This is a genomic window from Buttiauxella cochleicola (assembly GCF_021282435.1).
Lineage (GTDB): Bacteria > Pseudomonadota > Gammaproteobacteria > Enterobacterales > Enterobacteriaceae > Buttiauxella > Buttiauxella massiliensis.
Window position 1 is genome coordinate 367,001 of record NZ_JAJSOT010000003.1, and the last position, 23,844, is coordinate 390,844.

Below are 23,844 nucleotides of genomic sequence, written 5' to 3' on the forward strand. Positions count from 1 at the left end.
AGCTCCTGTTGCGCAGAATCACTCCTGCGAAAAAATATCCTTCTATATATGCGTAACGGCAGGGATTTTACAAATCATCAAGAAAAGTTTTATCCAACTGCTTAAACGCACGTTTCAGTACTTCAGCGAGCGCCTGGTAATCTGGCTTGCCTTCAATCGGTGTTAGCGCCTGCCCTGCTTCCTGTAATTTGCCACGCACTTCGTAGAACCAGCTCAAAATGGTCGGCGGCAGTGGCGTAACTGAGCGCTTACCTAGCCACCATAAACCCTGCATTGGTAAGCTACAGGCGAATAATGCGGTTGCGACTGCGGGGCCAAGTTGGCCGCCAAGGGCAATCTGCCAAGTCAGCGTAAACACAGCAAGTGGGGGCATAAAGCGGATGGCAAAACGTGTGGCGCGGATAACACGATTTTCTACAAAGACTGGCGCGAGGCGTTTATCGACAGGCCAGGTCTTAGAATAGTGTTGCCCACGACTGAACATGCTAAACCAGCTGGCGTGGCTATTTAGGGGTGTCGACATGGCTTTACCTCAACTTCACATATAAAAAATAAAATTTTTGTGCAAAACAACAACTCTAAATTACATGGTTCAAAATCTTTTGTCTTTAGCTGCTGCAATCGGGTATCCTGTGCCGGCCTTGATGGCCGTAGAAGGGAAACCGCAGGTTGTCAATTTTTTGCTCAGTCAGCCGTTGCCGAAAAATCGCGCAACATGGCGTAAACTCTAGAGTATTTAATCTTCATGCCAAAAAAACGCTTCTGGCATGACGTTAATCATAAATGTCAGGCTCATCATGCGCTACGCTGAGAGACTAACTGACGTTTTTTTAGCCACATATTAATAGTAGGTACTTCCATGTCGAGTAAGTTAGTACTGGTTCTGAACTGCGGTAGCTCTTCACTGAAATTTGCAATCATTGATGCAGTAAACGGTGACGAGTACCTTTCTGGTTTAGCCGAATGTTTCCATCTTCCTGAAGCACGTATCAAGTGGAAAATGGATGGCGGTAAACAAGAAGCGGCTTTGGGTGCAGGCGCCGCTCACAGCGAAGCTCTTAACTTTATGGTTAATACCATTCTGGCACAAAAACCTGAATTGTCCGAGCAGCTGACTGCTATCGGCCACCGTGTTGTTCACGGCGGCGAGAAGTACACCAGCTCCGTCGTTATCGACGAGACCGTGATTCAGGGTATCAAAGATACTGCTTCTTTTGCACCACTGCATAACCCGGCACACCTGATCGGTATTGCTGAAGCACTGAAATCTTTCCCTAAACTGGCTGATAAAAACGTTGCTGTGTTTGACACCGCGTTCCATCAGACCATGCCAGAAGAATCTTACCTCTATGCTCTGCCGTACAACCTGTACAGAGAGCATGGCGTTCGTCGTTACGGCGCACACGGCACCAGCCACTTCTATGTGACTCAAGAAGCCGCGAAAATGCTGAACAAGCCAGTGGAAGAAGTGAACCTGATCACTTGCCACCTGGGCAACGGCGGTTCTGTTTCTGCTATCCGTAACGGCAAGTGTGTTGACACCTCTATGGGTCTGACTCCGCTGGAAGGTCTGGTAATGGGCACCCGTTCTGGTGACATCGATCCAGCTATCATCTTCCACCTGCACGATTCCTTGGGCATGAGCGTTGACGATATCAACAAAATGCTGACTAAAGAGTCTGGCCTGTTGGGTCTGACTGAAGTCACCAGCGACTGCCGTTATGTTGAAGACAACTACACCACTAAAGAAGATGCTAAACGTGCAATGGACGTGTTCTGCCATCGTCTGGCGAAATACATCGGTTCTTACACTGCACTGATGGAAGGTCGTCTGGACGGCGTTGTGTTCACTGGTGGTATCGGTGAAAACGCTGCAATGGTACGTGAGCTGTCTCTGGGCAAACTGGGTGTTCTGGGCTTTGAAGTTGACCACGAACGCAACCTGGCTGCTCGTTTCGGCAAATCAGGCTACATCAACAAAGAGGGTACCGTTCCTGCGATGGTCATTCCGACCAACGAAGAACTGGTTATCGCTCAGGATGCATCTCGCCTGACCGCTTGATTCTCCTTACCGCCAGCCTTCGCTGGCGGTGTTGTTTTCTGAGTCCTGTAAAGGACAATACCCAAAATAATTCGAGTTGCTGCAATCCTCTGCGACCCGAAATATGCCGGGTATATACAAAGAGGTTATACCGTGTCCCGTACTATTATGTTGATCCCTACCGGAACCAGCGTCGGCCTGACCAGCGTCAGCCTTGGTGTTATCCGTGCTATGGAACAAAAAGGCGTTCGCCTTAGCGTTTTCAAACCTATCGCCCAACCGCGTACCGGTGACGATACTCCAGATCAAACCACCAGCATTGTGCGTGCTAACTCCAGCATCCCAACGGCTGAACCGCTGCACATGAATCACGTTGAGTCGCTGCTGTCCAGCAACCAACAAGACGTGCTGATGGAAGAGATCATCGCCAACTTCCACGCCAGCAGCAAAGATGCTGAAGTGGTTCTGGTTGAAGGTCTGGTTCCAACTCGTAAACATCAGTTTGCGCAATCTCTGAACTACGAAATCGCAAAAACGCTGAACGCTGAAATCGTCTTCGTTATGTCTTTGGGTAACAACTCCCCAGAGCAGATGAAAGAGCGTATTGAACTGGCTCGTAGCAGCTTCGGCGGCAGCAAAAACACCAACATCACTGGCGTTATCATTAACAAACTGAATGCCCCAGTTGATGAGCAGGGTCGTACCCGTCCTGATCTGTCCGAAATTTTTGATGACTCCACTAAAGCGAGCATCGCTAACATCGATCCTAAAGCGCTGTTCGCTGACAGCCCGCTGCCAGTTCTGGGCTGTGTGCCATGGAGCTTTGATCTGATCGCTACTCGTGCAATTGATATGGCGCGTCACCTGAACGCAACCATCATCAACGAAGGCGACATCAAAACTCGTCGCGTGAAGTCTGTGACCTTCTGTGCGCGTAGCATTCCGCACATGCTGGAACACTTCCGTCCAGGTTCTTTGCTGGTGACTTCAGCAGACCGTCCAGACGTGCTGGTTGCAGCATGCCTGGCTGCAATGAACGGTGTAGACATCGGTGCAGTTCTGCTGACCGGCGGTTACGAAATGGACCCACGCGTCACCAAACTGTGTGAGCGTGCATTTGCTACCGGCCTGCCGCTGTTCATGGTTGACACTAACACCTGGCAGACTTCCCTGAGCCTGCAAAGCTTCAACCTGGAAGTCCCAACTGACGACCATCAGCGTATCGAGAAAGTGCAGGAATATGTGGCCAGCCACATCGATGCAAACTGGATCGAATCTCTGACTGCAACGTCTGAGCGTAGCCGTCGTCTGTCACCTCCAGCATTCCGTTATCAGCTGACTGAGCTGGCGCGTAAAGCCGGCAAACGTGTTGTTCTGCCAGAAGGCGAAGAGCCACGTACCGTGAAAGCGGCATCTATCTGTGCTGAACGTGGTATCGCAACTTGCGTGCTGTTGGGTAACCCGGATGAAATCACCCGTGTTGCTGCTGCGCAAGGCGTTGAACTGAGTGCTGGTATCGAAATCGTGGATCCAGAAGTGGTTCGCGAGAGCTACGTTGCACGTCTGGTTGAGCTGCGTAAGAGCAAAGGCATGACCGAAGCCGTTGCGCGTGAGCAACTGGAAGACAACGTTGTGCTGGGTACTTTGATGCTTGAGCAAGACGAAGTTGACGGTCTGGTTTCCGGTGCTGTTCACACTACCGCGAACACCATTCGTCCACCGTTGCAGCTGATCAAAACTGCACCAGGCAGCTCTTTGGTTTCTTCTGTGTTCTTCATGCTGCTGCCAGAACAGGTTTACGTTTACGGCGACTGCGCGATCAACCCGGACCCAACTGCTGAGCAACTGGCAGAAATCGCTATTCAGTCTGCGGATTCCGCTGCTGCATTCGGTATCGATCCACGCGTTGCAATGCTGTCCTACTCCACCGGCACTTCTGGTGCAGGTAGCGACGTTGAGAAAGTACGTGAAGCTACACGTATTGCTCAAGAAAAACGTCCTGACCTGGTCATCGACGGTCCGTTGCAGTACGACGCCGCAGTTATGGCTGACGTTGCTAAATCCAAAGCGCCAAACTCACCGGTTGCAGGTCGCGCTACCGTGTTCATCTTCCCAGACCTGAACACCGGTAACACCACCTATAAAGCGGTACAGCGCTCAGCAGACCTGATCTCCATCGGGCCAATGCTGCAAGGTATGCGTAAACCAGTCAACGACCTGTCTCGTGGCGCACTGGTAGACGATATCGTTTACACCATCGCTCTGACTGCGATTCAGTCTTCTCAACAAGACTAAGTTCTTCTGAGAAGCAACAAGGCCGCATTTATATGCGGCCTTTTTTATTGGCGTGATCCGGTAAAACTAAATGAATTACTCCGCAGCAGCAGTGTGCTGGGATTCATTTTTTGCGTTGCGTGTCATCCACAACGCCAGTGCTTTAAGAGAGTCCGGCGTAAAGTCGTCACAGCGGGCTGTAATTTCTTCCGGCGACATCCAGCATACTTCGCTGACTTCTTCTTCCTGCAACGCAAACGGGCCATGAGAAACACAGCTAAACAGGCTTCCCCATACGCGGCAGTTGGTGTCCTCAAAGTAGAACTGACCATGCTCGGCAAATGGCACACCGGCAATACCCAACTCCTCTTCCGCTTCACGACGTGCTGAGTCCAGCAGTTGTTCATCAGCCTGCACTACGCCACCAGCGGTAGCATCCAGCATGCCCGGCATAAAATCTTTGGTTTCGGTACGACGCTGCACCAAAATCTTCCCCATACCATCATGCACAACGATATAAGTCGCGCGATGGCGCAAACGCTGCGCGCGCATTTGCTCGCGGCTTGCTTGCGCGATTACTTCATTGTCTTCATTGACAATATCTACCCATTCCATGCCAACAAAATGACTCTGTTCCGCCATTGGGGAAACCTTATTCAGGGCGCTCTTTGGCGCGTTATGTTCAACAAGCGGTAAGTTACGGGGTAATCTCGACCTGTGCAATAACCCCAGCGTTATTCAGTGCGTGAACGCTCAGAACACCGTCGTTTAGCATGCCATAACTCGCTTCAAAGCCGCCTTTAGGGATACTCACCGAGCCCGGATTAAAGAGATAGACCGTGTCTTGCTTCTCAGCCAGTGGAAGATGAGTATGACCAAAAACCAAAACATCGTTTTCTGCCAGTGGTGGCAATTTATCAGGGTTATACAGATGACCATGCGTCACAAATAAACGCTGGTCCTCCATCAATATTTGTTGCCAGGGTGCAGTAATCGGAAAATGAAGCAGCATCTGGTCAACTTCACTGTCGCAGTTACCACGAACCGCGATAATTCTGTCTGCAATGCTGTTGAAGCGCTCAGCAACAGCGCCAGGATTGTAGCCCACCGGTAGCGCATTTCGCGGCCCATGATTCAGCACATCACCCAGCAATATTAACCATTTAGCACCACTGCGCTCAAAATGTGCCAGCACCTGCTCTGTTGCGGGTAACGATCCGTGAATATCCGAGGCAAACATCAGCTTCATAAAGCCCTATTCCTGTTAATGGTAAGCGGAATTATCATAGCGAATTATGGGGCTAATCAGCCAGAATGCTTTGCGGAAAGTGCCAGAAAACGCTGCACCGAAGCCCGCTGCCACTGGAAGGCTGCATATTCTTCCAGCCGCTCAGGGACTTCATCGCCATTGAGAATCAAACGATTAAGCATCAGTGCCAGGTCGGTATCAGCAATCGACCACTCGCCAAAAATATTGTGTTGGCCGACAGGCAACAAATTTTCAACCGTCGTTATAAGCTTTTGAGCCGCAATTTGTCCTTTCTCCGTCAGCGGTGGTTTCTTCACGCCTGCGAAAACCACGTCGGTTGAACGCTCTTCACGAATTGGCATTAAATCGCTGCGGATCCAGGCCTGGATTTGTCTAGCCCGGGCGCGTTTTTCCAGGTCATGCGGATAAATACGCTCCCAGGTTGGCGGAGCAAAACGCTCTTCAAGATATTCAGTAATGGCGGAGGATTCACTCAGTAGAAAATCATCGACTTCTAAAGTGGGAACGCGGCGCGTCAAATCATAGCCTTTCCAGCCAGGTTTCAGGTTTTGCCCGCTATTCAGATCAATCGTTTGCAGGTTAAAGTTCAGGCCTTTTTCTTTGAGTGCAACGTAGACAGACATCACGTACGGGCTAAAAAAATTCGCATCGGACCAAAGTGTTATTGTCGGCTGGCTCATAATATCCCCATGATTTCGTTTCCCAGGCTATTGAACATATAGCGGAAAATGGCAACTGTCACTTGAGCAAAAATCATCTACGAAGCACTTTTTTCAAAAAGTCTATACTCCATAGGTTTAAGAAAAATACTGATATCAGGATGGGAATGACATGATTGACCTCTACTACGCACCGACACCAAACGGCCACAAAATCACGCTGTTTCTGGAAGAGACGGGCCTGGACTACGCCATTCATCGTATTGATATTGGCAAAGGAGATCAGTTTCAGCCTGCCTTTTTAGCGATTTCTCCGAACAATAAAATTCCGGCGATTATCGACAACCACCCTTTGGACGGCGGCGGCCCACTGAGCTTGTTTGAATCCGGTGAAATCCTGCTGTATTTAGCAGAAAAAACCAACGAACTATTAAGCAAAGACTTGCGCGAACGCACCCACACATTGCAGTGGCTATTCTGGCAAGTGGGTGGCTTTGGCCCAATGCTCGGTCAGAATCATCATTTTAACCACTTCGCCCCACAGCCCGTACCCTATGCCATTGAGCGTTACCAGGTTGAAACCCAACGCTTGTACGGCGTTCTGAATAAGCAGCTTGAGAAAACTCCATGGCTGGGCGGTAACGAATACAGCATTGCTGATATTGCTACTTATCCGTGGACGGTTTCCCATGAGCGCCAGCGCATCAATCTGGCGCACTTCCCTGCCGTTCAAAACTGGTTTGAGCGAATCCGCTCACGCCCGGCAACCGAACGTGCTTATGAGAAAGCGCAGCAAAACTAAACCCTGCGCGCCCGACAAGGCGCGCAATTTTTTTCCTCATCTAATTTGGGTATAGTCTGCGATGGAAAATAACTACATGGAGCACACCTGCAATGTCCCCACAACCAGACGCAATTATTCGAATCAAAAATTTACGCCTGCGCACCTTCATTGGTATCAAGGAAGAAGAAATTGCCAATCGCCAGGATATAGTCATTAACGTCGCCATTCATTACCCGGCGGACAAAGCCCGCGCCAGCGAAGATATCAACGACGCGCTGAATTACCGCACTATCACTAAACAAATCATTCAGTTGGTAGAGAACCATCGCTTCTCATTATTGGAAAAATTAACTCAGGATGTGCTCGACATCGCATGCGATCATCCGTGGGTATCTTATGCTGAAGTAGAGATCGATAAACTTCACGCGCTGCGCTATGCCGACTCGGTATCAATGACCATGAGTTGGCGCAAGTAAGCGCAAACAACTGGAGACGAGCATGCAGATACTGATTACCGGAGGAACCGGCCTGATTGGCAGCCATCTGGTACCGCGCTTGCTGGAATTAGGGCACGATGTCACGGTCGTCACCAGAAACCCCGACAAAGCGCGTACGCTTTTTGACCCCAAAGTCACATTCTGGAAAGGGTTGAACGACCATCAGAATCTTGATGGGTTCGATGCGGTGATCAATCTTGCAGGTGAACCCATTGCCGACAAACGCTGGACCGAGCCGCAAAAACAGCGCTTGTGCCAAAGCCGCTGGCAAATCACCGAACGCCTGGTTGAGATGTTTAAAGCAAGCCAGACGCCGCCTGCAGTGTTTATCTCTGGTTCTGCCGCCGGATATTATGGTGACCTCGGTGAAGTGGTCGTCAACGAAGATGAACCGCCCCACAATGAATTTACCCATAAGCTGTGCGCCCGTTGGGAGCAAATTGCTTGTGGCGCACAGAGCGAGCACACGCGCGTCTGCCTGCTACGTACCGGCGTAGTGTTAGCCCCCAAAGGCGGGATTCTGGCAAAACTGCTGCCGATATTCCGTTTAGGTCTGGGTGGGCCAATGGGTGATGGGCGGCAATATCTGGCGTGGATTCATATCGACGATATGGTGAACGGTATTTTGTGGCTGTTGGATAACGACCTGCGTGGGCCATTTAACATGGTTTCACCCTATCCGGTGCGCAATGAACAGTTCTCTCATGCTCTCGGCCATGTACTGAATCGCCCGGCATTTATACGTGCACCGGCAACCGCAGTCAGGATGATGATGGGTGAATCTTCGGTGTTGGTATTGGGCGGGCAACGCGCGTTGCCAAAGCGGCTTGAAGAGTCCGGGTTTGGCTTCCGTTGGTATGATCTTGAGGAAGCTCTTGGGGATGTGGTGCGGTAGGAAACGCCCTCATCCCGACCTTCTCCCCCAGGAGAAGGGGAAAACCGAATAATCCCCTCTCCGTTCGGAGAGGGGGCTAGTTCAACCAAAAACTAAACCCGCCTACTCCCCCGATTACGCATCAACCTTTCAACAGGCTGGTGAGTCTCCGGATCAAAATAACGGCTCGGCCAGATCTCCGTTGCCGGTATACCAATCGCAAGGCTTATCAGCATTTCCCCTTTTGCCCACGGGCGAGAAAGCGCGTTTGCCAGAGTGGAAGAACTCAGCCCCGCTTCGCGTGAAACCGCAGCCAGAGAAGTGCCCTTTTTACGTAATGCCGCAATAATGTCGGCTGAGTGCCAATCCTGATATTGCATCTTAATTTCTCTATGTGAGGTTGTTAATTACTCAATTATCCTGTTTTGGGATAAAAACACAACGAGAGGATATTCGATTTCGGGATATTTTACGGAATCGAACAAATGGCTTCTGTTTACTCAGATGAATATCAGCGCGTCATCAACGCACTCAAGAAAGCTAGAAAAGAAAACAACATAACGCAGACACAACTTGCAGAGGCACTGGGCAAGCCTCAGTCATTTATCGCTAAAGTTGAAAGCGGTGAACGAAGGTTAGATATGGTGGAGTTTGTGCACTTGGCGAGGATGGTGAGTTTGGATCCAGAAATGCTCATTCGGGAAGTTATCGGTGATATTAAACACCCTCATCCCCACCTTCTCCCCTTGGAGAAGGGGAAAACCGAATAGTTCCGTCTCCTGGGGGCTGTCTCTTAGTCACATCTCTGTGATTCGGGAGACAGTTCCATTCACCTGATATTAAGCGTTTTATTTAGCCACTGTACCGGTGAACATCAAAGGATAAAAACCACACCGAGTCGGTTTTGACTTTGTTCCCGGTATAAATTGCCCCCAGTGCTCCCCATAAGTCAGGGTTGAGCTGCCGGGAGCAGCGAAAGAGAGCGATCGTCGGGAACGAATCGCGAACGACCCTGATGTTGGGGATAAGCTGGGGTTTACCGCGCAGCGGCAATTTAATGGCCGGGCGCCTGGATTATCAAGGAGAGGGCGTGCTCTCCTTGATACGTTCACCGTTTGCAGGAATGAAAGAGATAACTGAACGCACGGGTGAACGGAAAATCAGCGAGGCTTAAAGATCTCACCCTGACAAGATTGCCAAGGTGAGTTGTGTATAAGAGACAGCCCCGAGGGAAAGGGTGAGGGGATTACTTCAACGATCCCGACAAGAACTGCTGCAAACGGGCGCTTTTCGGGTTACCAAACAACTCTTCTGGTGTCCCCTCTTCTTCGATTAAACCCTGATGCAGGAAAATCACATGGTTTGAAACGTGGCGCGCAAAATCCATCTCATGCGTTACCACTACCATCGTTTTCCCCTCTTCGGCCAGTTTCTGCATGATACGCAACACTTCGCCTACCAGTTCAGGATCAAGCGCGGAGGTCGGTTCATCGAACAGCAACACTTCAGGTTCCATCGCCAGTGCACGGGCGATAGAGACACGCTGCTGCTGGCCGCCGGAAAGATGTACCGGGTACTTAATCTGCTGGCGCTCGTCAATGCCAACTTTCGCCAGATACTTCACTGCACGCTCTTTCGCTTCTTGCTTGCTCAGGCCAAGCACCTGAATCGGCGCTTCCATGACGTTTTCCAGCACCGTCATGTGGCTCCACAAGTTGAAATGCTGGAATACCATCGTCAGACGCGTGCGTAGTAAACGAAGCTGATTTTTATCGGCAACTTTTAACTGTCCGTCGGTATCACGCACCAGATTAATGTTCTGGTTATTGACAACAATCGTCCCTTCACTCGGTTTTTCGAGGAAGTTAATGCAGCGTAAAAAGGTACTTTTGCCAGAGCCCGATGAGCCAATGATGCTTATCACATCGCCCGCATTGGCTTGTAAAGAGACACCTTTGAGCACTTCATGTTGGCCGTAGCGCTTGTGCAGGTCGGTAACGCTTAATTTTTTATCAGTCATCGTTGAACACTCAATGTGTTGAGCTTGGTTTAATATGCTGCAACCAGCGTTGCTCCGCCTTGCGGAACAATCTAATCAGCACATAAGAAATGCACAGGTACAGAACCGCAGCAATCCCAAAAGCGGTAAACGGCTGGTAAGTTGCGGAGTTGATATCGCGGGCGATCTTCAGGAGATCCGGCACCGTGGCAGTAAACGCCAGTGCGGTGGAGTGCAGCATCAAAATCACTTCGTTGCTGTACGCAGGCAGTGCGATACGCAGCGCTGAAGGCAGAATAATGCAGCGATACATTTTGAATGGCGAGAAACCATATGCGCGCCCGGCTTCAATTTCACCATGCGGTACAGCACGGATAGCCCCGGCAAAGATTTCGGTGGTGTACGCACAAGTATTGAGTGTCAGCGCGAGGACCGTACAGTTCAGGCCACTGCGGAAAAACTCATTGAGCAGTACCGTGCCTTTCACCACTTCCAGCGTATACATGCCGGAGTAAAACACCAGCAACTGCACATACAGCGGTGTGCCACGGAAAATGTAGGTAAACAGCCAGATAGGGAACGCGATAAATTTGTTGCTGGATACGCGGCCGATGGCCAAAAACAGTGCCAGAATCCCGCCCATCACCACCGATGAAATCAGCAACCACAGCGTAATGGCAACCCCGGTAAACCGATAGCCATCAGTCCACAGCAGCGCCTTCCAGTATTCGTGGAAAATATCCATCATAGCTCAGCCCTCTTCACGCCAACCGAGTAACGGCGTTCAAGCCAGAGCAGTACACCATTCGATACCGTGGTAAAGAACAGGTAAATGATCCCGGCGACAATCGCAAAGTAGAATGGCTGCCAGGTGCTTTTCCCGGCAAGCTGAGTCGCTTTCACCACATCTTCCAGACCCAACAACGAGACCAGCGCGGTGGCTTTTAAAATAACCTGCCAGTTATTACCAATGCCAGGCAGCGCATAGCGCATCATGGCTGGGAAGAGAATGCGGCGGAAAGTTTGCGAACCGGTAAAACCAAAGGCGGTTGCCGCTTCAATGTGCCCTCTCGGAACAGCCATAAAAGCACCACGGAACGTTTCGGTAAAATAGGCACCGTAGATAAAACCAAGCGTAATGATACCGGCAACCATTGGGTCGATATCAAACTGGGCAACGCCAAGCGAGTCGGTTAACACATTGAGCGCCATTTGCAGGCCATAGAAAATCAGCAGCATCAGTACCAGATCGGGCACGCCACGAATCAGCGTGGTGTAACCTTCGAACAGCATGGCTAACGGGCGATTTTTGGATAACTTAGCACCAGCTCCCGCCAGGCCAATAATAACGGCGAGGATAACGGAGCTTAGCGCCAGTTCCAGCGTGACGACAGCCCCTTTAAAAATGACTTCTGAAAAACCGTACAACATGGTGCGTATCCTGTCGTCAGTGTTTGCACAAACCTAACCTGCCCGCAGCGGGCAGGTTGAACCACTGGTGACTGTTAACCACCGTAAACATCGAAGTCGAAGTATTTCTTCGCTAACTTCTCGTAAGTTCCGTCTTTGCGCATTTCAGCAAATGCTTTGTTCAGTGCTTCGCGTAACTCGGTATCGTCTTTACGCAGACCCATACCGGTGCCAACACCAAACAGTTTGTCGTCTTTAACTGATGGCCCACCGAACTGGTAATTTGCGCCAACAGGTTGTTTCAGGAAGCCTTCGCTCGCAGCCACTTCGTCCTGGAACGCGGCGTCAATACGGCCTGCCGTCAGGTCAGCGTAAATAGAGTCCTGGCCTTGGTAAGAGACAATTTCGATGCCTTTCGGTGCCCAGTGCTCATTACCGTAGGTTTCTTGCGTAGTGCCTTGCAGCACACCGACACGCTTACCTTTCAGAGACTGAAGAGTGGGTTGAATCGGCGAACCTTTCGCGACCACTAAACGCGAGTCTGCAGCGTACAGTTTGTCGGTGAAGGCAATTTCTTGCTGGCGTTTTTCAGTAATAGAAAGCGACGACATAATCGCGTCGATTTTTTTCGCTTTCAACGAGGGGATCAACGCATCCAGGGGGTTTTCCACGAAGGTACAATTAGTTTCGATGCGTTTGCAGAGTTCTTTTGCCAAATCGATATCAAAACCGACTAGTTCCCCTTGAGCGTTTTTCGACTCAAACGGTGCGTAAGTTGGGTCAGTACCAATACGTACATTTTTAGGAATTGCGGCGAAAGCTGTGGAAACACTGGAAAATGCCAGTACCAAAGAAAGAGCGATGATCTGCTTGTTCATAATTATCCTCGAGTAGACCGTATATTTTGCGCGATTGCTTTTTAACCGGATAAAATTGCATGTTTCATGCCAATTTATGCATACCAATATAGTGTTTTTTCAAGCGGATGGCGCGCCCTGTTTCAGGAGCACTTTCACTTGAAAAGCATGTCGCACCAACAGGATGCAAGTAAAACACCATTTTGGTGCATCAGCAATAATTTGCACTAACGGAGTGCAAGTAGAATCAGGTTAGATTGCAATTCTATTCAGCCCGGCCATGAAAGCCATAACCGGGCTACAGACTACGGGATGAGGTTATTCACCGTAAACATTAAAATCGAAGTACTTTTTAGCAAATTTGTCGTAAGTACCGTCTTTACGCATTTCTGCCAGCGCTTTATCGAAGGCAGCTTTCAGCTCTACGTCGTCTTTGCGCAAGCCAATACCGGTGCCGTCACCAAAGTACTGTTTGTTTTTCACAGATGGGCCAGCAAACTGATAGCCTTTACCCGCAGGCAATTTCAGGAAGCCTTCGCTTGCAGCGGTTTCATCCTGGAATGCCGCATCAAGGCGGCCAGCAGCCAGGTCAGAATAGATCAGATCCTGGTTAGCGTAAGGCACCACATCGATACCTTTGCTACGCCATTCAGCGTTGGCATATGCTTCTTGGGTAGAGCCTTGCAACACACCGATGTGCTTGCCTTTGAGTGAATCAAGAGTTGGCTGAACCGGAGAGCCTTTAACAGCAATCAGGCGTGAATCAGCAGCATAAAGTTTGTCTGAGAAGGCAATCTCTTTCTGGCGTTTTTCAGTAATGGAAAGCGAGGAGATGATACCGTCGATTTTCTTCGCTTTAAGCGATGGGATCAGCGCATCAAAGTCGCTTCCTACCCACGTACATTTAGTATTGATGCGTTTACACAGCTCATTGCCTAGATCGATATCGAAACCAACAAAATCCCCTTTCGCGTCTTTAGATGAGAACGGTGCATATGTGGTGTCCGTACCAAGACGAATGCTCTGCGGAATGGCTGCGAAGACGCTTGCGGTGGCACTCAGGCCAAGCAGTAATGACAGAGCGAGAACTTGCTTTTTCATACATAACCCTCAGGTGGCTGATCTTATTATGTGTAACGTCGTGTTGTGTTTGTTTTGTGTTGCAGACCAGAGTTGCAGTTCCCATGCCACTTTTTCTTGCGTGAAAGAAAGTGCGTGGTTTTGTGTTAAATAAAAGTTACAACTCTGTCACGAGAATGAAAGATAGCAGGTCTGGTATGAGGGAAAAGCATTAACGGTGGAAAATAGCGGATAAATGTTCTGGAAGTGATCGGGGTTACAAAATCGCCCCAATTTGAGGCGAAGCGTTTTGTGATGCACCACACTGGCGCAATATTTATGCCCCGTTCCAGCGGGTGAACAAGTCCTGTGGTAGCTCAATATCAAACTGATCGAGTACCCGGTTGACCGTCTGGTCGATAATGTCCTGCACGCTTTGCGGACGATGATAAAACGCCGGCATTGGCGGCATAATCACCGCACCTAGTTCGGCGGCCTGGGTCATTAAACGCAAATGGCCAAGATGCAGCGGCGTTTCGCGCACGCAAAGCACTAGCGGACGACGCTCTTTTAGCACTACATCTGCCGCACGCGTCAGCAGGCCATCGGTATAGCTGTGGACAATGCCAGAAAGGGTTTTAATTGAACAAGGCAATATCACCATGCCGTGCGTCTTAAAAGAGCCTGAAGAGAGGCTGGCGGCGATATCACGGGCGTCGTGAACCACATCAGCCAGAGCCTGAACTTCGCGCAGGGAAATATCGGTTTCTAAGGCAAGGGTCTGGCGAGCTGCGTTACTCAGAATGAGATGAGTTTCGATATCGGGTAATTGTTGCAGAACCTGAAGTAGTCGCACACCGTAGATTGCACCACTGGCACCTGAAATCCCAACAATTAACCGTTTCATATTTTAGTTCGCCCGAGGAGTTTATCTGGGCTGACTTTGCCGCAAGATGGGCAGGGATGCAAGAAATGGTAACCCTCTCCTTCTGGGAGAGGGTTAAGGTGAGGATGGCTTTAACCCTCGTTATGCATCTCTAAGTTTTCCACTTCGTTCTGACGGGCAATCGCTTGTGAATCGTCATTACGCAGGGACTCAAGATACTCAAGGTATTCGTGATCCACATCTTTGGTCACGTAGATACCGTTGAAAACCGAGCATTCAAACTGCGTGATATCCGGATTCTCAACACGAACAGCCTCAATCAGATCGTTCAGATCCTGGAAAATCAGACCATCGGCACCAATCAGCTGACGGATCTCGTCAACTTCACGGCCGTGAGCAATCAGTTCGTTAGCGCTTGGCATATCAATGCCGTATACGTTCGGGAAGCGAATCTCTGGAGCCGCTGACGCGAGGTAAACTTTCTTCGCACCAGCTTCACGTGCCATCTCGATAATCTGCTCAGAAGTGGTGCCACGAACGATAGAGTCATCCACCAGCAGAACGTTCTTATCGCGGAACTCAGCACGGTTGGCGTTGAGTTTGCGGCGTACAGATTTACGACGCAGCTGCTGGCCAGGCATGATAAAGGTACGGCCAACGTAGCGGTTCTTCACGAAGCCCTGGCGATATGGCTTGTCGAGAATACGGGCGATTTCCAATGCGATATCGCAGGATGTTTCTGGAATCGGGATAACCACATCGATATCCAGATCTTCCCACTCGCGGGCAATTTTCTCACCGAGTTTTTTGCCCATCTCAACGCGTGCGCTGTAAACGGAAATTTTGTCGATGAAAGAGTCCGGGCGTGCAAAGTAGACATATTCGAACAAGCAAGGGTTGCTGGTTGGGTTGTCGGCACACTGACGGGTAAACAGTTGACCTTTTTCGGTGATATACACCGCTTCGCCCGGTGCGATATCACGCAGGAATTCGAAGCCCAGGGTATCAAGCGCAACGCTCTCGGAAGCCACCATATATTCAGTGCGACCATCGTTCAAATCACGCTTGCCCATTACGAGTGGGCGGATGCCGTTTGGATCGCGGAACGCAACCATACCGTGGCCGATAATCATTGCCACACATGCGTAAGCGCCACGAATCTGACGGTTAGTTGCAGCGATAGCGGCAAAAATATTGTCTGCTTCCAGCGGATAGTTGCGGAAGTTATCCAGCTCACTGGCGAAAATATTCAGCAGGATTTCAGAATCGGAAGTGGTGTTAATGTGACGACGCTTTTCTTCGAACAGCTTCTGGCGCAGTTCGTGGGCGTTAGTCAGGTTACCGTTGTGTGCAAGGGTAATGCCGTACGGAGAGTTCACATAGAAAGGCTGGGCTTCAGAAGCGCTGGAACTACCCGCAGTAGGGTATCGCACATGACCAATGCCCATGTTTCCTTGTAAGCGTTGCATGTGAATGGCACCAAATACATCACTCACCAGTCCATTAGCTTTGCGTAGACGAAAACAGTTTAAAGCATCAATGGTGACGATGCCTGCGGCATCTTGTCCACGATGCTGAAGCACCGTTAACGCATCATAGATAGACTGGTTTACCGGCATGAAACCGGCGATACCGACAATACCGCACATGTTGTCTTTTCCTCATCGTGAGTCTGTTTTTCTGGCGTTATTTGAAAATAAAATAGCCAGAAAAATCAGACTCTAAGCCATAACCCCCGCCCTAAGGCCGAGGCAAGAAACTTGACGAGCTTTGCAGATAGTCAAAGAACCATCTGATGATGAAACTGAATTGCGGGATAAGCTGCGACTTTTGCCAGTCGTCACTCTTCGAAAAACCAGTAAACGTATCAAGAAAGAACAGAATGGCGGCGACGATCAATGCTCCACGTAAAGCACCGAAACAGATCCCCAACACCCTGTCTGTACCCGACAGGCCGGTTTTCTCAACCAGCGCGCTAATCACATAATTGACTATCGCACCGACAATGAGTGTCGCGATAAATAGAATCGCGATAGCTATTCCATTACGTACCAGTTCGTCTTCAAAGCCTGTGAACCAGACTGACAGGTAAGTGTAGTAATGACTGGCGACAAAGAAAGCACAGCCCCAGGTCACCAGCGATAACGCTTCACGCACAAACCCACGAATAACACTAATCAGAGCCGAAAAGCCGATGACCGCAATAATGGCGTAATCTATCCAAACCATGAACAAATCCCACGACAAATCGCCCTGACGTCCAGTTCGGGGCGCATTCTAACAGAAAAAGAAAACGTTTGCGTAGGGATTTCCTTCCCTCGCGTAAATAAATAATGGCGTTGAAAAAATGCTCAACGCCATTAAAAATTTGCCCTAAATCCCGCCTCTGCGGGTTTACCTGGCCGTGTAAGTCATCACCACACCGTTCAGCCCGGAAAGCGAATTCAGCTCGCCCAAAGACGACTTAAGTTTGTCTTTCGAAGCGTCCGGCCCCACCAAAATACGGGTAACTTTCCCCTGCACTGGTGTAGACGGTGACGTGTAAGCACGGAACCCAGCGCCGCGTAGTTTACCAACAATTTCATTCACTTTGTCGGCATTCTTTAATGCACCTAGTTGCACGACGTAAGCTTTGCCGGTTGGCGCTTGTTCGGTCGCTTCTTGCTTCACAGGTTTTGCAGGCGCAGGTGGTTCTTCGTTCATCATCGCCAGACGTTCTGCCGTTTGATCAATCTCAGCCCTACTCTGCGGTTTTTCGACCTGCTTAGGTTTCGGTTTCTCAACGACAGGTTGCGGTTTTGGTTGAGCACGGGCGACCGGAACTTCATCAATACCCGCACCACCATCACTCGGCAGTGAGGCGATATCTAATCCTGGTGCTGCTGCCGTACCCGCTCTCACCTCTTCGGCGGCACCTTCAGGTGGCTGAGAAGGGAGTGCCTGAGTTGCAACAGGCAACATATCCGGCTCAGCGGTATCCCCAGGTTTTGGAACCAGAGGAATGGCTGCAAATTCATCCTGATAATGTTTTTTCTGACCATCGAGTAGCCCTGGCAGGATAATGACCCCCAGTGCGACCAAAATGATGGTCCCTACTAATCGATTTTGAAACTTACTCGCCACCTGTTTTCTCCGCGTCCAGCGCTTCCATTACGTGGGCTACTGTATGAAATGAACCACACACCAGCACGGTATCATCCCCTGTTGCTACGCTCATCGCAGCATTCCAGGCTTGCGCCACTGTGCCATAGACTTCACCCTGGCCCAGATGCTCAATCAACTGTTCAGCACTCGCACCTCGCGGGCCGTCCAACGGAGCACAATACCAGCTATCAACTTGAGGCGACAAATTTGCCAGCGTACCGGCGATGTCTTTGTCGTGCAGCATACCAATTACCGCCAGCACGCGCCCACGCTTTGGTAGCTGTGCCAGGCGCCCGGCAAGATAGGCCGCCGCGTGGGGGTTATGCGCCACATCGAGAATAACCAACGGTGCCTGCGAAATAATCTGGAAACGGCCCGGTAACGTCGCCTCTTTAATCCCTTGAATAATAGCTTCATTACTGACATTTAGCTGGCTTGCACGCAATGCGGCCAGCGCGGTTGCGGCATTCGGCTGCGGGACCAGTGGCAACGGTAAGCCGTTGAGTTCACCCCGAGCATCTTTAAAGATCCAACTGTTCTCACCAACCTCATAAGACCAGTCAACATCACGGCGCAGCAGATGAGCGCCCTTTTCAGCCGCCACATCAGCAATAGTGTGTGGCATATCTGGCTCGCCCACCACAGCAGGTTTACCACCACGGAAGACCCCGGCTTTTTCACGCCCAATGCTTTCGCGGTCTGGCCCCAGCCAGTCTGTGTGATCAAGGGCAATACTGGTGACGACAGCTACATCGGCATCGACAATATTGGTCGCATCCAGGCGACCACCCAGGCCGACTTCAAGAATCACCACGTCCACTGCCAGTTGCTTAAACAACAATAGCGCTGACAACGTGCTGTACTCAAAATAGGTCAGTGATGTTTCGCCACGCATGGCTTCAATTTGTGCAAAGGCCGCCGTGTGGTACGCCTCGTCAAGCTCTTCACTTTGCACGCGCACGCGCTCGGTGTAACGCACCAGATGCGGTGAGCTGTAGACACCAACACGATATCCCGCCGCCATCAACACCTTTTCCAGGGTGCGACAAGTCGTGCCTTTGCCATTGGTTCCCGCCACGGTAAATACCGTCGGCGCAGGTTTCAGCACATCGAGCGTGGCGGCGACTTTTTTTACTCGATCAAGGCCAAGCTCGATGGTTTTAGAATGGAGGTTTTCCAGATAACAAAGCCACGTGGCCAGAGGCGACGTGGCTTGAGGAGTTTGAATTTTTTCCATGATGCCCGCTCTGTCTACGGTTCAAGAAAAAGGGCAGAACCTATTTGGCCTGCCCTTATTAACTATCAGGCCTCGTGACCTTCTTCCGGTGCTGCCGGAACCACAATCGGTTCGCGCGGCGCTTCCGGATTTGGCGCGGGCTGATTGGTCAGCTTTGCCAGAACGCTTGCCAGCTTGAGGCGCATTTCTGGACGGCGAACGATCATGTCGATCGCCCCTTTTTCGATCAGGAACTCACTGCGCTGGAAGCCCGGCGGCAGTTTTTCGCGAACGGTCTGCTCGATAACACGAGGACCCGCAAAGCCGATCAGTGCTTTTGGTTCAGCAATGTTCAGATCGCCCAGCATCGCGAAGCTTGCAGAGACGCCGCCCATTGTTGGGTCAGTCAGAACCGAAATATACGGCAGACCGCGTTCCTGCATTTTGGCCAACGCTGCACTGGTTTTCGCCATCTGCATCAGCGACATCAGCGCTTCTTGCATACGTGCGCCACCGGAAGCAGAGAAGCAGATCATCGGGCAGTTATCTTCCAGAGCTTGTTCTACGGCACGAACAAAACGCGCGCCGACAACAGAACCCATAGAACCGCCCATGAAAGCAAACTCAAACGCCACAGCGACAACTGGCATGTTATAGAGCGTGCCTTTCATGACCACCAGCGCGTCTTTCTCACCGGTTTCTTTCTGGGCAGATGCCAGACGGTCTTTGTATTTTTTAGAGTCTTTAAACTTGAGGATATCTTTTGGCTCAAGTTCACTACCCAATTCAAACATCGAGCCTTCATCTAACAGGCTGTGCAAGCGATCGCGCGCAGACATACGCATGTGGTGATCGCATTTTGGGCAGACTTCGAGATTGCGTTCCAGTTCGGCACGGTACAAAACCTGGCCACAGCTGTCGCACTTCGTCCACACCCCTTCAGGGATACTTGCCTTACGGGTAGGGGTGATATTGCTCTTATTGAGAATTCGTTCAATCCAGCTCATTGATGACCTTTCTGCTTGAACCTGGTCGATGCCAGTTTTTCTGTGGCAGAACTAGCTGCCCCAGACCATAAATGGTGCTCATTAAAACATAACGGCCCGCGACTTTGGATAAAAAAGTGGTCGAACCGCGCGATGGGGTTACTTTTGCAGGCGTTTGGCCGCGCGTTTGTGGCGAATAATTTCAACCACACCAGGCAGGACCGACAACACGATAATCGCCACAATCAGTAATTTCAGGTTTTCCTGCACAATTGGCAAATCGCCGAACAGGTAGCCTGCGTAGGTGAATAACAATACCCACAGCAACGCACCGGCAACGTTATACATCGCAAAATGGCGATAGGACATATGCCCCATCCCGGCGACAAACGGTGCAAAAGTTCGCACAATCGGTACGAAGCGCGCGAGGATAATCGTTTTTCCACCATGACGCTCGTAAAAAGCGTGTGTTTTATCAAGATAACTACGGCGGAAGATTTTTGAATTCGGATTACTGAACAGCTTTTCACCAAACAGCCGCCCAATAGTGTAGTTCACCGCATCCCCAACAATAGCTGCGATGATCATTAAAATCACCATGGTATGAACGTTCAGATCGTTGGTCGGCAATGCCGCCAGCGCTCCGGCAACAAACAGCAGAGAATCACCGGGCAGGAACGGCGTCACCACCAGACCTGTCTCGCAAAACAGAATCAAAAACAGAATGGCATAAACCCAGACACCATACTGTGCAACCAATTCCGCTAAGTGCACATCAATGTGCAAAATAAAATCAATAATAAAGCGGATAAATTCCATCGTTATCTACCTTTCTCGACTGGCGTCAGTCTGCCAAAAAAAGAGGCCCCATCGGGGGTTTAGGTAATGCAAAGTGGTCAGGGTAATCAACAGAAACTAAGTACAAGCCTTCTGCTTTTCCGGTCGCCGCTGCAAGCTTACGATCTTTCGCCGCCAGCAATTCGGCCATCCAGTTCTCTTCTTGATTGCCACAACCAATTTCCATCAGGCTGCCGACAATGTTTCGCACCATGTGATGCACAAACGCATTGGCTTTGATATCCACCACCACGTATGAACCATAACGCGTGACGTTGATGTGCATCAGATTGCGCCAGGGTGTACGCGACTGGCATTGCACGGCACGGAACGAAGTAAAATCGTTCTCACCCAGCAAACATTGCGCTGCACGATGCATACGTTCAGCATCCAGCGGATGATAAAAATGCGTCACCCCCTGCCCCATCACTGCAGGACGTAGCCGCTCGTTATAGATGACATAACGATAACGGCGCGCCGTGGCGCTGAAGCGCGCGTGAAAATCATCGGGCACAGCTTTAACCCAACGCACCGCAATGTCACCAGGTAAATTCGCATTTGCACCAAGCGTCCATGCCGCATCTTTACGCTGCACACGCGTTTCAAAGTGCACCACCTGGCCGGTGGCGTGAACGCCAGCGTCGGTACGTCCAGCACAGAATACATTTATTGGCTCATCAGCCACTTTAGAGAGCGCTTTTTCAAGCTTCTCTTGCACGCTGCGCACTTCATTCTGGCGCTGCCAGCCGTAATATTTGCTGCCGTCGTATTCAATGCCGAGTGCAATCTTGTTGAGTGGTGTTTGGTGCAACTCGTCGGACATTAGTACATATACTCCTGCACTAATTTCTCAGCCGTTTTCACCGCCATCAATGCACCACCGAAACGAACGTTATCGGCAACAGACCAGAATTGAATCTGCTCAGGCATACCATAATCGTTGTGGATACAACCGATTGAAATATGTGCACTACCGGAGGCATCAGCAACCTGAGTCGGGAAATCCCCTTCTTCGGAAAGCTCGATATCTTCAAATTGGCCAAACGCATCACGCGCTTCTTCAGCAGCCAGCGGTCGCATCGCTTCAAAGTTGACCATCTGCGCATGCCCGTAAAATACCGGAGCCTGAACGAAGCTCGAAGAAATCAACACACCTTCGTCCTGCAAGACTTTGCGCACTTCGTTCACTAAGCGGCGTTCTACCGGAACGCTACCTTCAGCATCCGGTACCAGGGGCAGCATGTTGAATGCCAGCTGGCGACCAAACAGATCCGCTTCTTCAATTGGTAAACCATTAAGCAAACGCGCACTCTGTCCGGCCAGTGCGTCTACCGCACTTTTGCCACGCCCAGAAGCTGCCAGTAAATTAGTGACCTGAATGCGTGATAAACCACCTTGTTCGATAAGCGGTTTCAGGGCTGTCAGGAGTTGGCTGGTCAGGCTATCAGCCACGGCCACCAGATTGCGATTGCGGTATTCACCCAGCACAAAAGGATTCACGTCAGGTACTACCAGCGGGACATCGTGTTCCATGGCGAACAGGCCGCTAGAGTCGATAACCAGGCAACCGGCATTCGTGGCTTCTTCAACGTAACGCGCAGAGGCTTCAACACCCGCAACGAAGAACGCCAATTGAACCTGAGTCCAGTCAAATGATTCAGCATCCTGAACCATCACGGTTTTACCTTCGTAACGGATATTTTCACCGGCGCTTTCATTGCGCGCCAGGGCATACAATTCACCAACCGGGAACTGGCGTTCGGCAAGCAGTTCAATCACAGCTGCGCCTACGGCACCCGTGGCACCTAAAACGGCAATATTCCAGCCTTCAGACATGTTGGTTTACTCCAGACTTAAATAGCAGTATTTCCCCGGTGTAACGCCGGGGAAATGAGAAGGATTGTTTAACGCGCAGTGTGATAGGTGGCGCTAAAGCCTAGCTTTTGCAGCATTGTCGCTGCCGCTTCATCATCACACTGGATATATAGCGATGACCATTCACGGCGTTCCTGATAATTTTTGCGCAACTTGTCAAACTCACCAGGAATTCCCGCCACTTTACGCAGCGGAGCATCATCGCGGCGCACATCATACACCAGATGAACCAGTCTTTTGAGTGTTGCCTGATCAAGCGGGCCATGAAGGGTAATACGACCAAATTCTGGGGCAGGAAGCAGAGTATCTAAAGCCACTTGTTGTTTCTGACCAATAAACTCGCTAAATGCTTCAAACACTTGCGTGGTGCCACGCGCTTTACCTTCGAGCGTGTAGCCCGCGATGTGGGCGGTACCAATATCAACTTTCTCGAGCAAAGATACATTGAGTTCCGGCTCCGGCTCCCAGACGTCCAGCACCACGCTGAGATCCTGCCCGTTCTCGAGGCATTTCAGCAAGGCGGCGTTATCGACGACCGGGCCACGGCAGGCGTTAATCAGAATCGAACCGGCTTTGAGGCTTGAGATCAGTTTTTCATCGGCCAGATGCAGCGATTTATACGCACCGTCTTTAAACAGCGGCGTGTGGAACGTCAGCACATCGGCTTCATGCACCAGTTGTTCTAGTGAAACAAAATCGCCTTTATCACCGCGGTCGGCACGAGGTGGATCGCAAAGCAGCGTACGAACGCCAAAAGCTTCAAGACGCGCCTGCAAACGCGAGCCGACATTACCGACACCAACAATACCCACGGTTCGGTCGGTAAGCTGGAAACCGTCGCGTTCGGCAAGCATTAGCAGTGAGGAGAAGACATATTCAACTACGGCAATGGCGTTACAACCGGGAGCGGCCGAAAATGCGATACCCGCGTGCTCAAGGTAGTTTTCGTCAACATGGTCAGTGCCAGCCGTTGCCGTACCGACAAACTTTATCCCTTTGTTATCGAGTAAATCAGCATTCACTTTGGTGACTGAACGCACCATTAACGCATCGGCATCAGCCAGTTCGGATACGGGAATTGGGCGGCCTGGGACGGCGGTTACGTCGCCTAAGCGACTAAACAATTCACGTGCATAGGGCATGTTTTCGTCAACGAGGATTTTCACGTTAGCTACC

26 protein-coding genes are annotated in these 23,844 nt (G+C 50.6%); 6 read left to right on the plus strand and 20 right to left on the minus strand.

What is annotated here, in order from left to right; genetic code table 11:
* Positions 1-67: 67 nt before the first annotated feature.
* Entirely contained in the window at positions 68-523 is a 456-nt protein-coding gene (gene yfbV, locus LVQ77_RS10590; RefSeq protein ID WP_151995308.1) for a terminus macrodomain insulation protein YfbV, read from the minus strand.
* A gap of 336 nt (positions 524-859) precedes the next feature.
* Between yfbV and ackA the strand changes: the two genes are divergently transcribed.
* Both ackA and pta read left to right on the plus strand, forming a co-directional pair.
* Positions 860-2,062, plus strand: coding sequence for an acetate kinase (gene ackA / locus LVQ77_RS10595; protein ID WP_064512697.1), 1,203 nt, complete (start codon positions 860-862; stop codon positions 2,060-2,062).
* Positions 2,063-2,194: 132 nt separating this feature from the next.
* Positions 2,195-4,336 carry a phosphate acetyltransferase gene (gene pta / locus LVQ77_RS10600; RefSeq protein WP_151995307.1) on the plus strand — a complete coding sequence of 714 codons (2,142 nt, stop codon included), beginning with the start codon at positions 2,195-2,197 and terminating at the stop codon, positions 4,334-4,336.
* A gap of 75 nt (positions 4,337-4,411) precedes the next feature.
* Here the strand turns inward: pta and yfcD are convergent, their stop codons facing one another.
* From yfcD to yfcF, 3 genes are read right to left on the minus strand one after another with little or no spacing between them, the layout of a single operon-like run.
* A complete protein-coding gene (gene yfcD, locus LVQ77_RS10605) occupies positions 4,412-4,957 on the minus strand; it encodes an NUDIX hydrolase YfcD (protein ID WP_255666872.1) in 546 nt (181 codons plus the stop codon).
* A 55-nt stretch (positions 4,958-5,012) separates the two neighbouring features.
* Positions 5,013-5,564 (minus strand): phosphodiesterase, encoded by a 552-nt coding sequence (gene yfcE / locus LVQ77_RS10610; RefSeq protein ID WP_232865961.1) that lies wholly within the window; start codon positions 5,562-5,564, stop codon positions 5,013-5,015.
* 56 nt (positions 5,565-5,620) lie between these two features.
* Positions 5,621-6,265: a glutathione transferase gene (gene yfcF, locus LVQ77_RS10615; RefSeq protein ID WP_232904411.1), complete on the minus strand. Its 645-nt coding sequence runs from the start codon at positions 6,263-6,265 to the stop codon at positions 5,621-5,623.
* A gap of 151 nt (positions 6,266-6,416) precedes the next feature.
* On the opposite strand from yfcF, the gene yfcG reads away from it, so the two are divergent.
* The 3 genes from yfcG to LVQ77_RS10630 all read left to right on the plus strand — a co-directional run bounded on the left by yfcG (position 6,417) and on the right by LVQ77_RS10630 (position 8,420).
* Complete coding sequence (gene yfcG, locus LVQ77_RS10620) at positions 6,417-7,046, plus strand: GSH-dependent disulfide bond oxidoreductase (RefSeq protein WP_151995304.1); 630 nt, start codon at positions 6,417-6,419, stop codon at positions 7,044-7,046.
* A 92-nt stretch (positions 7,047-7,138) separates the two neighbouring features.
* Positions 7,139-7,504: a dihydroneopterin triphosphate 2'-epimerase gene (gene folX / locus LVQ77_RS10625; RefSeq protein ID WP_151995303.1), complete on the plus strand. Its 366-nt coding sequence runs from the start codon at positions 7,139-7,141 to the stop codon at positions 7,502-7,504.
* Between the two features lie 22 nt (positions 7,505-7,526).
* The gene (locus tag LVQ77_RS10630; RefSeq protein ID WP_232904412.1) at positions 7,527-8,420 is read left to right on the plus strand and encodes a TIGR01777 family oxidoreductase; all 894 of its coding nucleotides are present in this window, start codon (positions 7,527-7,529) and stop codon (positions 8,418-8,420) included.
* A gap of 92 nt (positions 8,421-8,512) precedes the next feature.
* On the opposite strand, the gene LVQ77_RS10635 is transcribed toward LVQ77_RS10630, so the two are convergent.
* Entirely contained in the window at positions 8,513-8,779 is a 267-nt protein-coding gene (locus LVQ77_RS10635; protein ID WP_232865957.1) for a helix-turn-helix domain-containing protein, read from the minus strand.
* A gap of 105 nt (positions 8,780-8,884) precedes the next feature.
* Between LVQ77_RS10635 and LVQ77_RS10640 the strand changes: the two genes are divergently transcribed.
* Entirely contained in the window at positions 8,885-9,169 is a 285-nt protein-coding gene (locus tag LVQ77_RS10640; protein ID WP_232865956.1) for a helix-turn-helix domain-containing protein, read from the plus strand.
* A gap of 476 nt (positions 9,170-9,645) precedes the next feature.
* On the opposite strand, the gene hisP is transcribed toward LVQ77_RS10640, so the two are convergent.
* The 15 genes from hisP to pdxB form a co-directional block, all read right to left on the minus strand.
* On the minus strand, positions 9,646-10,419 hold the full coding sequence (gene hisP / locus LVQ77_RS10645; protein WP_151995301.1) for a histidine ABC transporter ATP-binding protein HisP: 774 nt from the start codon (positions 10,417-10,419) through the stop codon (positions 9,646-9,648).
* A 10-nt stretch (positions 10,420-10,429) separates the two neighbouring features.
* Positions 10,430-11,146 carry an ABC transporter permease gene (locus LVQ77_RS10650; protein WP_151995300.1) on the minus strand — a complete coding sequence of 239 codons (717 nt, stop codon included), beginning with the start codon at positions 11,144-11,146 and terminating at the stop codon, positions 10,430-10,432.
* Positions 11,143-11,829 (minus strand): histidine ABC transporter permease HisQ, encoded by a 687-nt coding sequence (locus LVQ77_RS10655; protein WP_134185133.1) that lies wholly within the window; start codon positions 11,827-11,829, stop codon positions 11,143-11,145. Before LVQ77_RS10655 ends, LVQ77_RS10650 begins: the two co-directional genes overlap by 4 nt.
* A 74-nt stretch (positions 11,830-11,903) precedes the next feature.
* Complete coding sequence (gene hisJ, locus LVQ77_RS10660; protein WP_034458847.1) at positions 11,904-12,686, minus strand: histidine ABC transporter substrate-binding protein HisJ; 783 nt, start codon at positions 12,684-12,686, stop codon at positions 11,904-11,906.
* Positions 12,687-12,983: 297 nt separating this feature from the next.
* On the minus strand, positions 12,984-13,766 hold the full coding sequence (gene argT / locus LVQ77_RS10665; protein WP_232865955.1) for a lysine/arginine/ornithine ABC transporter substrate-binding protein ArgT: 783 nt from the start codon (positions 13,764-13,766) through the stop codon (positions 12,984-12,986).
* A gap of 295 nt (positions 13,767-14,061) precedes the next feature.
* Positions 14,062-14,631, minus strand: a complete 570-nt coding sequence (locus LVQ77_RS10670) for a UbiX family flavin prenyltransferase (protein ID WP_034458851.1) — start codon at positions 14,629-14,631, stop codon at positions 14,062-14,064.
* A gap of 110 nt (positions 14,632-14,741) precedes the next feature.
* The gene (gene purF / locus LVQ77_RS10675) at positions 14,742-16,259 is read right to left on the minus strand and encodes an amidophosphoribosyltransferase (protein WP_064512741.1); all 1,518 of its coding nucleotides are present in this window, start codon (positions 16,257-16,259) and stop codon (positions 14,742-14,744) included.
* 91 nt (positions 16,260-16,350) lie between these two features.
* A complete protein-coding gene (gene cvpA / locus LVQ77_RS10680; protein WP_034458856.1) occupies positions 16,351-16,839 on the minus strand; it encodes a colicin V production protein in 489 nt (162 codons plus the stop codon).
* 165 nt (positions 16,840-17,004) lie between these two features.
* Positions 17,005-17,733 carry a cell division protein DedD gene (gene dedD, locus LVQ77_RS10685; RefSeq protein ID WP_151995297.1) on the minus strand — a complete coding sequence of 243 codons (729 nt, stop codon included), beginning with the start codon at positions 17,731-17,733 and terminating at the stop codon, positions 17,005-17,007.
* Complete coding sequence (gene folC / locus LVQ77_RS10690; protein ID WP_232904413.1) at positions 17,723-18,991, minus strand: bifunctional tetrahydrofolate synthase/dihydrofolate synthase; 1,269 nt, start codon at positions 18,989-18,991, stop codon at positions 17,723-17,725. Before folC ends, dedD begins: the two co-directional genes overlap by 11 nt.
* Positions 18,992-19,056: 65 nt before the next feature.
* Positions 19,057-19,977, minus strand: coding sequence for an acetyl-CoA carboxylase, carboxyltransferase subunit beta (accD, locus tag LVQ77_RS10695; RefSeq protein WP_064512747.1), 921 nt, complete (start codon positions 19,975-19,977; stop codon positions 19,057-19,059).
* A 138-nt stretch (positions 19,978-20,115) separates the two neighbouring features.
* Entirely contained in the window at positions 20,116-20,775 is a 660-nt protein-coding gene (locus tag LVQ77_RS10700; RefSeq protein WP_034458864.1) for a DedA family protein, read from the minus strand.
* Positions 20,776-20,800: 25 nt separating this feature from the next.
* A complete protein-coding gene (gene truA / locus LVQ77_RS10705; protein ID WP_232904414.1) occupies positions 20,801-21,616 on the minus strand; it encodes a tRNA pseudouridine(38-40) synthase TruA in 816 nt (271 codons plus the stop codon).
* Complete coding sequence (locus LVQ77_RS10710; protein WP_232904415.1) at positions 21,616-22,629, minus strand: aspartate-semialdehyde dehydrogenase; 1,014 nt, start codon at positions 22,627-22,629, stop codon at positions 21,616-21,618. The genes truA and LVQ77_RS10710 overlap by 1 nt, the downstream gene beginning before the upstream one ends.
* A 68-nt stretch (positions 22,630-22,697) precedes the next feature.
* The gene (pdxB, locus tag LVQ77_RS10715) at positions 22,698-23,834 is read right to left on the minus strand and encodes a 4-phosphoerythronate dehydrogenase PdxB (RefSeq protein WP_232865972.1); all 1,137 of its coding nucleotides are present in this window, start codon (positions 23,832-23,834) and stop codon (positions 22,698-22,700) included.
* Positions 23,835-23,844 lie beyond the last annotated feature (10 nt).